Annotated in this window: 9 protein-coding genes; 4 read left to right on the top strand and 5 right to left on the bottom strand. The window is 70.5% G+C overall.

All coding sequences use genetic code 11. The annotated features are described in order from the left end of the window. Window positions 1-1,185, bottom strand: a 1,185-nt coding sequence (locus D7X12_RS15560) for a glycosyltransferase family protein (RefSeq protein WP_147443674.1), incomplete at its 3' end; no start/stop codon positions are given. Window positions 1,186-1,322: 137 nt separating this feature from the next. Between D7X12_RS15560 and D7X12_RS15555 the strand changes: the two genes are divergently transcribed. Then, window positions 1,323-2,441 (top strand): alpha/beta fold hydrolase, encoded by a 1,119-nt coding sequence (locus D7X12_RS15555; RefSeq protein ID WP_120626058.1) that lies wholly within the window; start codon window positions 1,323-1,325, stop codon window positions 2,439-2,441. Here the strand turns inward: D7X12_RS15555 and D7X12_RS15550 are convergent. The 3 genes from D7X12_RS15550 to D7X12_RS15540 form a co-directional block, all read right to left on the bottom strand. Then, the gene (locus D7X12_RS15550) at window positions 2,419-3,627 is read right to left on the bottom strand and encodes a metallophosphoesterase (RefSeq protein WP_120626057.1); all 1,209 of its coding nucleotides are present in this window, start codon (window positions 3,625-3,627) and stop codon (window positions 2,419-2,421) included. The genes D7X12_RS15555 and D7X12_RS15550 overlap by 23 nt on opposite strands. An 87-nt stretch (window positions 3,628-3,714) precedes the next feature. Beyond that, window positions 3,715-4,272 carry a Uma2 family endonuclease gene (locus D7X12_RS15545; protein ID WP_120626060.1) on the bottom strand — a complete coding sequence of 186 codons (558 nt, stop codon included), beginning with the start codon at window positions 4,270-4,272 and terminating at the stop codon, window positions 3,715-3,717. A gap of 147 nt (window positions 4,273-4,419) precedes the next feature. After that, on the bottom strand, window positions 4,420-4,974 hold the full coding sequence (locus tag D7X12_RS15540) for a Uma2 family endonuclease (protein WP_120626056.1): 555 nt from the start codon (window positions 4,972-4,974) through the stop codon (window positions 4,420-4,422). Between the two features lie 350 nt (window positions 4,975-5,324). On the opposite strand from D7X12_RS15540, the gene D7X12_RS15535 reads away from it, so the two are divergent. Then, the gene (locus D7X12_RS15535; RefSeq protein WP_439329370.1) at window positions 5,325-7,439 is read left to right on the top strand and encodes a catalase; all 2,115 of its coding nucleotides are present in this window, start codon (window positions 5,325-5,327) and stop codon (window positions 7,437-7,439) included. A gap of 15 nt (window positions 7,440-7,454) precedes the next feature. Here the strand turns inward: D7X12_RS15535 and D7X12_RS15530 are convergent, their stop codons facing one another. After that, a complete protein-coding gene (locus tag D7X12_RS15530; protein ID WP_120626055.1) occupies window positions 7,455-7,769 on the bottom strand; it encodes a putative quinol monooxygenase in 315 nt (104 codons plus the stop codon). A 55-nt stretch (window positions 7,770-7,824) separates the two neighbouring features. Here D7X12_RS15530 and D7X12_RS15525 point away from each other — a divergent pair, with 55 nt between their 5' ends. Both D7X12_RS15525 and D7X12_RS15520 read left to right on the top strand, forming a co-directional pair. Then, window positions 7,825-8,700 carry a DUF1003 domain-containing protein gene (locus D7X12_RS15525; RefSeq protein ID WP_120626054.1) on the top strand — a complete coding sequence of 292 codons (876 nt, stop codon included), beginning with the start codon at window positions 7,825-7,827 and terminating at the stop codon, window positions 8,698-8,700. A 13-nt stretch (window positions 8,701-8,713) separates the two neighbouring features. Further along, entirely contained in the window at window positions 8,714-9,991 is a 1,278-nt protein-coding gene (locus D7X12_RS15520) for a dicarboxylate/amino acid:cation symporter (protein WP_120626053.1), read from the top strand. Window position 9,992: the final 1 nt, after the last annotated feature.

Genomic DNA, 9,992 nt, shown 5'->3' with positions numbered 1-9,992 from the left:
CCCCAGCACCACGAAGGACGCCAGCTTCTCCGGGTAGCGGAAGGGCCGCCACAGGGGCAGCGCCTGATACACCCAGCCGTACACGGGCAGCGTCGAGCCCAGCACCAACAAGAGCAGCAGCACCCACGCGCCCACGAACACCCAGGTGCGCCCCTTGCGCCACGACGCCCCCAGGCCCGCCAGCGCGAGCACGCACGCGGGCGTCCCCACGTAGAGCGAGTCCACCCACGCGCGCGTGAAGCCGCCCATGAAGACGAGCTTGCGCACCACGATTTCAGGGATGCCGCGCACGCCCACCGGGTCGGTGAGGAAGGGCCCCAGCAGCAGCTCCCCCAGGCGCAGCGGGTGCAGCGAGAAGCGCTGGGCCTCCGTGACCGTGCGCGCGCCGGGCTCGCCGGTCAGCACCAGCCCCACGGCGGGAAACAGCTGGGGCGCGGCCAGGAGCCCTCCGGTGGCCACCATCACGAGGCACACCGCTGCGCGCCGGGCCCACGTCTCCGGCGCCTTCAAGGGCTCCGACAGGGCCACCACCAGCCCCAACGCCTGGGTGACGGCGAACGCCTGCGCGTCTCCGCCGAACGCGACGAGCGCCAGCAGCAGCCCGCCCACCGTCAGCCGCGCGGGCGTGGGCCCGCGCACGAAGCGCAGCACGCCCCACAGCGCGGCGGGCACGGCGCTGGCGGCCAGCAGGTATGTGGGGTTGTTGGTGATGCAGACCAGGTAGCCGCTGAAGGTGAACGTCAGCGCCCCGAACAGCGCGCCCGCGCGGGGCACGGCCCACTCGCGCAAGAGCGCCGCCGTGCCCAGGAACGCGAACGGGAAGCACAGCAGCACGGTGAGCTTCACCGCCACGCCCAGCGGCAGCACCAGGTGCAGCAGCGTCGTGGGATGGAACACGCCGGAGATGAAAATGGCGGGGAACGACTGCCCGAAGCCGTCCGCGGGGAACCAGTCCGGGAACTGGCCCTGCGCCATGCGCGAAGCCTGCCAGGCCCGCATCGGGTAGAAGGCCCGCAGCGTGTCGCCCGCGAGGAAGATGTCCCGCGTGAACGTCGCCCGGAAGAAGAAGAGGGCCGGCAGCACCAGCGCCAGGGCGGCCATCACCCCACGCCACACGCGCCCGGTGGCGTCTGCCGCGGGAGGGGGCGCGTCCGCATCCATCGGGGCTCCAGAGGTCGTGTCCACGGGCGACGGTCATCGTCGGTGAGTGGCCCCCCGGCGCCAAGTGTCATCTTCCCGAGCCCCGCCCCTCGCGCGGTGGCCACCGCCCCGAGCGCCGCGCTACACGTCAGGCTCTCTTTCTTCCCGGAGTGGGACCCACCATGCTCGCACGCACCTGGCGCGGGGTGACGAAGGCCGAAGACGCCGACGCCTACCTCACCTATCTCCACCAGACGGGCCTGACGCACTACCGCCGCACGCCCGGCAACCTGGCCGCGTACTGCCTGCGCAAGGTCGAGGACGGACGCGCGGAGTTCCTGCTCGTCACCCTCTGGGAGTCCATGGACGCGGTGAAGCGCTTCGCGGGGGACTCGCCGGAGCACGCCACCTTCTTCCCGGAGGACGACCGCTACCTCATCGAACGCGACGTGTACGTCACCCACTACGAGGTCCCCTTCGCGGAAGGGCAGGCCTTCACCCGCCCCCGCGTGGAGTTCGAGGACTTCCGCGTGGCGGGGCCCACGGGTGACCTGCGGCTGGTGGACACCGGCGGCGGTGGAAAGACGCTGCCCGTCCTCTTCGTGCACGGGCTCGCGGGGAACGCGTCCCACTGGCAGGCGCAGCTGGAACACCTGGCCGCCCGGGGACGCCGGGGCATCGCGCTGGAGCTGCGCGGCCACGGGGGCTCCACGCTGCCACATCCGGAGGACTACACGCTGGAGTCCCTGGCGGGGGACGTCTCCGCGGTGGTGCGGGGGCTGGGCCTGCGCCGCTTCGTGCTCGTGGGGCACAGCGTGGGCGCGGGGGTGGCGCTGGTCGCCGCGGGGGAGAGCCCCCGGCAGGTGGCGGGCCTGTTCCTGGTGGATCCGATGACGGACGCGCAGCAGCTCCCCGAAGCGCAGCGGGAGGCCTTCATCGCCTCGCTCGACGCGCCCGACGTGGCGCAGGCCGTGCGGCAGGACTGGGCGCAGATGGCCGGTCCCCGCGCGGACGTGCGCGAGCGGCTGCTCGCCGACCTGGACGCCACGCCGCTGCGCGCGGTGGTGGGCGCGCAGCGCTCCATGGCGCGCTTCGACCTGAAGGCCGCGCTCGCGCGCTACCCGGGCCCGAAGTTCTCGCTCGTCGCGCCGGACAACGACATGCCGCGCAGCCTCCACCGGCTGGCCGAGGGCGTGCCCCACCAGGTGGTGGAGGGCGCCGGCCACTGGATCCACCTGGACCATCCAGACGCCGTCAACGCGGCGCTGGACGCCTTCCTCACGAGGTCAACACCAGTTTGACCAGCTCCGGGGGACTGCCCAGCCGCATCGGCGGTCCCCAGAAGCCGCAGCCCCGGCTGACGTAGATGTGCGAATCGCCGTGCCGGTAGTGGCCGGCGGAGTGCTCCCACTGCAGCCCGATGAGGGCCGTCATGGGGAACAGCTGGCCGCCGTGGGTGTGTCCGGAGATCTGCAGGTCCACGCCCCGCTCGGCGGCGACCTTGAAGTTGGCGGGCTGGTGCGCGAGCAGCACCGCGGCGCGCTCGGGGTCGCGGCCCGCGAGCGCCTGCTCCAGGTCATAGCCCTTCTGTCGCAGGCGTCGCCCACCGTGCCAGTCATCCACGCCCACGAGGTCGAACGCGCCGCCCGCGTCCCCGATGCGCACGTGCCGGTTGCGCAGCGAGGCGATGCCCAACGAGTGCAGCCAGGCCACCCAGGCATTCGCGCCGGACGAGTAGTCGTGGTTGCCGGTGACGAAGAAGCGCCCGTAGCGCGCCTGGAGGTTGCCGAGCGCCGCGACGAAGCCGCCCAGCCGGGGCACGGAGCCGTCCACGAGGTCCCCGGTGATGGCCACCAGGTCCGGCTTCAGCGCGTTGGCCCGCCGCACCAGCTCGTCCATGAAGCGGCGCTGGATGAAGGAGCCCACGTGCAAATCCGTGAGCTGCACGATGCTCAGCCCCTCCAGCGCGCGCGGCAGCCGGGGGATGCGCACCACCAGCTCCGTGACCTCCGGAGCCGTGAACGCGCGCCAGCTTCCGTAGCCGGCCAGGCCCCCACCCAGCGCGAGCGCTCCGCCCGCAGTCGCCTGGGCCAGGAAGCGCCGCCGCTCCGCGTCCACGGAAGGCACGGGCACGGGCACGGGCACGGGAGCGGGCACGGATGCGCGGGGCGCGCTGGAACGGAGGTGACGGCCCACCGCCAGCACGGCCCTCCCCGCGTCGAGCACGGCGAGCGCGAGCACCAGGCACAACGCCAACCCCATCCACGAATAGGACACCAGCTCCACGACGTCGCCGGGCGCCTCCGGAAGCGTGCGCTGCAACGAACGGCGGGCCATCAGCACCAGCGTCATGACGCCCAGGACGACCGCGGCGACGAGCCGGGGCGTGCGGCGCGGGGTGAGGTTCCACACGAGCCGGCGGAACAGGTACAGGTGGCCCAGGAGCGCACCCAGCGCGATGAGCAGTGAGAACGAAGACAACGGCATGACGGCAAGCCTCCCGCGCCTCGCGCCTTCGCGCACCTGAATCCCGCCCGCCTGCCCCCCGAGCGAAGGAAAGCCAACGCCCTGCGCTCAGCGCGGTTCGTCCCAGAGGTACGCGAGTTCCAGGTCCAGCGCCTCGAAGGGTTCGACGCGCACGGGGGCAGTGCCGGAGTGGGTGGCCCGCAGCGTGTAGCGGCCCGACTCCAGACGGAACGCCTCCAGGGTGCGGGCGACCGGGTCGATGAGCCAGACGTGCCGCACGCCTTCGCGCGCGTACACCGGCAGCTTCGCCTTGCGGTCCAGGGTCCGCGTGGACGGAGACAGCACCTCGCAGAGCCAGTCCGGCGCAAGGGTGAGGGCTGGAACATCCAGAGACGCGGGGAGCCGTTCGCGTCGCCAGCCCGCCACGTCCGGGACGAGGACGTCATCTCCAAAGTGGAGCTCGGGCTCGTCCAGGATCAACCAGCCTCCAGGTCCTCCACGCCCTCGGTCGAAGGGCCCCCCCAGCTCAATGCCCAGCCGTGAAGACGCGATGGCGTGGGGGAATGCCGGCCGTGGGCTCGCATACAGCTCCCCCGCGACAATCTCCCCCACGACATGCGCGGGAAGTGCCTCCAGGTCCGCGTAGGTCGCGGGTTTCTTTCCCATGAATCCTCTCCAGTCCTCGCCGCCGCCCATCACTCTATCCATGAGCGGCAGGGGTAGCACGCCCGTCTGACGTGCAGGGTCCCATGGTTCCTCCAGGACCCGAAAGGTCCTCCCACCCCGTCAGTCACGGACAGGCGACAACGGTGTTCACTGGGCATCCCAGATGAACGGCAGGTCCAGCGCGACCGCGTCGAAGGGCACCGCCCTCACCGGAGCCGTCCCGGTATGGGTGAGGAGCGCCGTGTAGCGACCGTCCATCAGGGCGAACACCTCCAGCGTGAGCGTCTTCGGATCCATCAGCCACACGTGCCGCACGCCCTCGCGCGCGTACACCGGCAGCTTCGCCTTGCGGTCCAGCGTGCGGGTGGAGGGCGACAGCACTTCACAGACCCAGTCGGGAGCAAGTGACGTCGCCGCGACGTCGGGAACGCGGGACATCCGTTCACTCCGCCACCCGGCCAGATCCGGAACCAGGACGTCCTCGCCCAGGTGCAACTCGGGCTCGTCCAGGAAGAGCCAACCGCCGGGCCCTCCACGCCCCCGCTCGAAGGGATTCATCAACTCCCCACCGAGCCGGGAGGAAGCCGCCGAATGTCGCATCGCCGGCCGCGGGCTTGCATACAGCTCCCCCGCGACAATCTCCCCCACGACATGCGCGGGAAGTGCCTCCAGGTCCGCGTAGGTCGCGGGTTTCTTCGCCATGGATCCTCCCCTGTCCTCGCCGCCCATCACTCTATCCATGAACGGAAGGGGTAGCACGTACGTCTGACGTGTCAGGGAGGCAGCTTCATCCCCTACCCTCTACGTCCTCCCAGGAAGCAGCGCATTCCCAGCACCCGACACCGCGCCTCGATTCGCCGCCCCTGCTCCCCGTGCGCCTCGAGAAGGACGCCGCCTGACGCTCGCTGGCCAACGTCCCCAACGCGCACCATCGGACAACCGCGGCCCGCTTCGTCCGTCACCGCCCAAACGCCACCATCATCCGGAGGGACGGACCGCGCGGCTCCCACCGATGCGGGCAGTCTGCACGCCCCCTTGAAGGAGGCAGTGCAGTGAGCTCACAGAAGCAGCCGGACGCGGTGCACATCGACGAGAACAGCAAGGACGCGCAGCTCGCGGCCGAGCGCATGGACCCCACGGGGCACTTCCTCACCACCGACCAGGGGATCCGCGTCGAGCACACGGACGACTCGCTCAAGCAGGGCGCGCGCGGCCCCACGCTGCTGGAGGACTTCCACCTGCGTGAGAAGCTCACCCGCTTCGACCACGAGCGCATCCCCGAGCGCGTCGTCCACGCGCGCGGCTCCGCGGCCCACGGCTACTTCCAGCCCTACGAGTCCCAGGCGAAGTACACCCGCGCGAAGTTCCTCCAGGACCCTTCCAAGAAGACGCCCGTCTTCGTGCGCTTCTCCACCGTCGCGGGCTCGCGCGGCTCCGCGGACACCGTGCGCGACGTGCGCGGCTTCGCGGTGAAGTTCTACACGGAGGAGGGGAACTTCGACCTCGTGGGCAACAACATCCCCGTCTTCTTCATCCAGGACGGCATCAAGTTCCCGGACTTCGTCCACGCGGCCAAGCCGGAGCCGCACCACGAGATGCCCCAGGCCCAGACGGCGCATGACTCGTTCTGGGACTTCGTGTCGCTCGTCCCGGAGACGCTCCACATGGTCATGTGGACCATGTCCGACCGCGCCATCCCGCGCAGCTACCGGATGATGCAGGGCTTCGGCGTCCACACCTTCCGCTTCGTGGACGCGAAGAACGTGTCGCGCTTCGTGAAGTTCCACTGGAAGCCGCTCTTGGGCACGCACTCGCTCGTCTGGGACGAGGCGCAGAAGCTCGCGGGCAAGGACCCGGACTACCACCGCAGGGACCTCTTCGAATCCATCGAACAGGGGGACTTCCCCGAGTACGAGCTGGGCGTGCAGATTGTGGAGGAGGCGGACGCGCAGAAGCTGGGCGTGGACCTGCTGGACGCGACGAAGCTCGTGCCGGAAGAGGTCGCCCCGGTGCTGCCCGTGGGCAAGCTCACGCTCAACCGCAACCCGACGAACTTCTTCGCGGAGACGGAGCAGGTCGCCTTCTGCGTCGCCAACATCGTGCCGGGCATCGACTTCACGGATGATCCGCTGATGCAGGCGCGGCTCTTCTCGTACCTGGACACGCAGCTGACGCGCCTGGGCGGGCCGAACTTCGCGGAGCTGCCCATCAACCGTCCGCTGGCGCCGGTGCACAACCACCAGCAGGACGGCTTCGGCCGGCACACGAGCAGCACGAGCCGGGCCAACTACCACCCGAACTCGCTGGGCGGCGGCTGCCCCTTCCTCGCGGCCCAGGAGCAGGGTGGCTTCGTGCACCAGCCGGAGCAGGTGACCGGGCAGAAGCTGCGCGCGCGCCCGGAGTCCTTCAAGGACCACTACAGCCAGGCGGCGCTGTTCTTCCGCAGCCTCTCCGCCCCGGAGCAGGAGCACCTCATCGACGCCTGCCGCTTCGAGCTGGGCAAGGTGGAGTCCAAGGCCATCCAGGAGCGCGTGCTGGAGCACTTCGCGAAGATTGACGCCCTGCTGGTGACGGCCGTGGCGGAGGGGCTGGGCCTGCCCGCACCGAAGGCCACGCCCGTCACGCCCAAGGGCCCGCCCGCGTCCAAGGCCCTGAGCATGGAAGCCATGAAGCTGCTGATGCCTCCGTCCATCAAGACCCGGCGCATCGCGGTGCTCGTCGCGGACGGCGTGGATTCCGATGAGCTGATGGCGGTGCGCAAGGAGCTGGAGGCCCAGGGCGCGCAGCTGAAGATCATCGCCAAACGGCTGGGCACGGTGAAGGCCGCCAACGGCAAGGACCTGCCGGTGGACAAGAGCGCCATGACCACGGCCTCCGTGGAGTACGACGCCGTCTTCATCCCCGGCGGCGCCGCGAGCGTGGCGACGCTGAAGAAGGACGGCGCGTCGCGCCACTTCGTGCAGGAGGCCTACCTGCACTGCAAGACGGTGGGCGTGTCCAAGGACGCCGAGGACGTACTGAAGGCCTGCGAAATCGACCCGGCCGCGCCCGGCGTCGTCAGCGGCGCGAAGTCCGGCAACGGCACGGCGCTGGCCACCGCCTTCGCGAAGGCGCTGTCGAACCACCGGCACTGGGACCGCAAGGACCACGACCGCGTCCCGGCCTGAGGAGTCCCCGTGTGACTACGACGTCACCCGAGTCCACTGCACCGGGGTGACGTCGTAGTGCCGCATCTCCTCGATGTCCGGAACATACGGACGGATGGCGGCGAGGAAGGGTGGGAAGTGGGCGCTCTTGCGGAAGCCCTGCATGTGGCCCTCCGCGGAGTCCCACTGGATGCGCAGGATGTAGTGCTCCGGCGCGTCGTGGCAGCGCGACAGCTCGAAGCCCAGGCAGTGGGGCGAGGCGCGCAGGCTGTCCTGGGCGGTGACGTAGGCCGCCTCGAAGCCCTGCGCGCGGGACTCGGAAATCTTGTAGCGGATGTATTCGACGATCATCCGCGCAACCCTAGACCTTCCTGGGGCTCGCGCCACGAGGCTAAGCTCCGGCGCCATGCCCGCCGACGTGGCCCTGCTGAAGGAAGTCCCCCTCTTCGCCGCCCTCGACGACGAGGAGCGCGCGCTGCTCGCGACCCAGTTGGAAGAAGTGCGCGTGGACGCGGGGAAGAAGGTGTTCAGCCGGGGGGACCCGGGCGGCGCCATCTACATCATCAGCTCCGGCGAGGTGCAGCTCTCCGTGGAGGACACCACCGGGCACCTCATCGTCTTCGAGACGGCCCGGCGCGGGGACTTCTTCGGGGAGCTGTCACTGCTGGACGGCGACCCGCGCAGCGCGGACGCGCGCGCCATCCAGGACACCTGCGCCCTGAAGGTGGACCGGGGCGACCTGGAGCAGCTCTTCCGCCGCCACCCCTCCAGCGCCATGGACGTGCTCACCGCCATTGGCCGGCGCCTGCGCGAAGCGGATCAGCTCCTGCGCACCCGCCCCACCCTCAGCCCCAACCAGACGGTGGAGGAGCGGCTCACCCCCATCCAGCGGCTCGCGGACGGGCTGTCCGCCTTCAGCGGCACGTTCACCTTCCTGCTCTTGCACGCGGTGTGGTTCGCCGTGTGGATGGCCATCAACCTCGGCTGGGTGCGCAGCGTGCACCCGTTCGACCCGTTCCCCTTCGGCCTGCTCACGATGGTGGTGAGCCTGGAGGCCATCTTCCTCTCCTGCTTCGTGCTCATCAGCCAGAGCCGGCAGGCCGCCAAGGAGCGCATCCGGTCCGACGTGGAGTACGACGCCAACATCCGCGCGGGCATGGAGGTCACCCACCTGCACACCAAGGTGGACCACCTCTACGAACAGACCATGGCGCGGCTGGCGGCGCTGGAGCGCGGCGCGCAGGACGGAAGGCGGTTAGGGTCTCCCGGTCCACCGGTGTGAGAGGTGTCGCGCGATGAGTCCCTGGGCCCGCTGGTTCCGCATCCCCTTCTGGCAGCGCGTGCTGGGCGCCTTCGTCCTGGGGGCGCTCGCGGGTTGGGCCCTGGGTGAGAAGGCCGGCGTCTGGCTCCAGCCCCTGGGCACGCTCTACGTCCAGCTCATCCGGATGATCGCCACGCCGCTCGTGTTCTTCGCCGTCATCCACGCGGTGTCCGCGCTGCGCGGCCAGAAGAGCATGGCGAAGCTGGGCGGTCGCACCTTCCTGTGGTTCGCCGTCACCGCCGCGCTGGCCGTGGGCGTGGGCCTGGGCACCGCCGCCCTCACGAAGCCGGGCATGGGCGTGGGCCAGCTCCAGGTGGCCTCCGACTTCAAGCCCCGGCAGGTGCCCGGCCCGGTGCAGGTGCTGCTGGACGTGGTGCCCACCAACCCCTTCGCCGCGCTGGCGGAGGGCCGGATGCTCCAGGTCATCTTCTTCGCGGGCCTGCTGGGCTTCGCGCTGGTGAAGCTGGGGGACCGCACCTCGCGCCTGCGCGAGCTCGTGGGCGAGGCCAGCGAGGCCATGATTCAAGTCACCCGCTTCGTGCTGGAGCTGACGCCGCTGGGCACCTTCGGCCTCATCGCGGCGCTGGTGGGCACCTACGGCTTCGAGCGCCTGCTACCCCTGGGCACCTTCGTCCTCACGCTGTACCTCGCGTGCGCGCTGCACGTCGTCTTCGTGTACGGGGGCCTGCTGCTCGCGCACGGCCTCAACCCGCTGCGCTTCTTCCGGGGCGCCGCGCCCGGCATGCAGGTGGCGTTCGTCAGCTCCTCCAGCTTCGCGTCCATGCCGGTGGCCCTGCGCAGCGTCACCCACAACCTGGGCGTCAACCGCGACTACGCGGCGTTCGCGGTGCCGCTGGGCGCCACCATCAAGATGGACGGCTGCGGCGCCATCTACCCGGCGATGACGTCGCTGTTCGTCGCGCAGTACTTCGGCCTGTCGCTGTCCGCGCCGCAGCTCTTCATCATCCTGCTGGCGTCGGTGCTGGGCAGCTTCGGCACCGCGGGCGTGCCCGGCACCGCGGTGGTGATGACCACCGTGGTGCTCAGCGCCGCGGGCCTGCCCCTGGAGGGGCTGGGCTACCTGCTCGCCATCGACCGGGTGCTGGACATGATGCGCACCCTCACCAACGTCACCGGGCAGATGCTGGTGCCCGTGCTGGTGGCGCGCGAGGAGGGGCTGCTGGACCTGGCCGTCTACAACCGCGCCTCGAGCAACGTGGGGCTGGAGGAGCCCCCGTCGCCCGCGGCGTGAG

It is taken from the genome of Corallococcus sicarius (assembly GCF_003611735.1).
GTDB classification, from domain to species: Bacteria; Myxococcota; Myxococcia; order Myxococcales; family Myxococcaceae; genus Corallococcus; species Corallococcus sicarius.
Note: the sequence above shows the minus strand (reverse complement) of the source record. Positions and strands in the feature narration are given on the sequence as shown.

What these genes read in the sequence shown, in the direction of transcription:
- D7X12_RS15555 (WP_120626058.1), top strand. Translation starts at nt 1,323, where the DNA reads ATGCTCGCACGCACCTGGCGCGGGGTGACGAAGGCCGAAGACGCCGAC.
- D7X12_RS15550 (WP_120626057.1), bottom strand. Translation starts at nt 3,627, where the DNA reads ATGCCGTTGTCTTCGTTCTCACTGCTCATCGCGCTGGGTGCGCTCCTG.
- D7X12_RS15545 (WP_120626060.1), bottom strand. Translation starts at nt 4,272, where the DNA reads ATGGGAAAGAAACCCGCGACCTACGCGGACCTGGAGGCACTTCCCGCG.
- D7X12_RS15540 (WP_120626056.1), bottom strand. Translation starts at nt 4,974, where the DNA reads ATGGCGAAGAAACCCGCGACCTACGCGGACCTGGAGGCACTTCCCGCG.
- D7X12_RS15530 (WP_120626055.1), bottom strand. Translation starts at nt 7,769, where the DNA reads ATGATCGTCGAATACATCCGCTACAAGATTTCCGAGTCCCGCGCGCAG.
- D7X12_RS15525 (WP_120626054.1), top strand. Translation starts at nt 7,825, where the DNA reads ATGCCCGCCGACGTGGCCCTGCTGAAGGAAGTCCCCCTCTTCGCCGCC.
- D7X12_RS15520 (WP_120626053.1), top strand. Translation starts at nt 8,714, where the DNA reads ATGAGTCCCTGGGCCCGCTGGTTCCGCATCCCCTTCTGGCAGCGCGTG.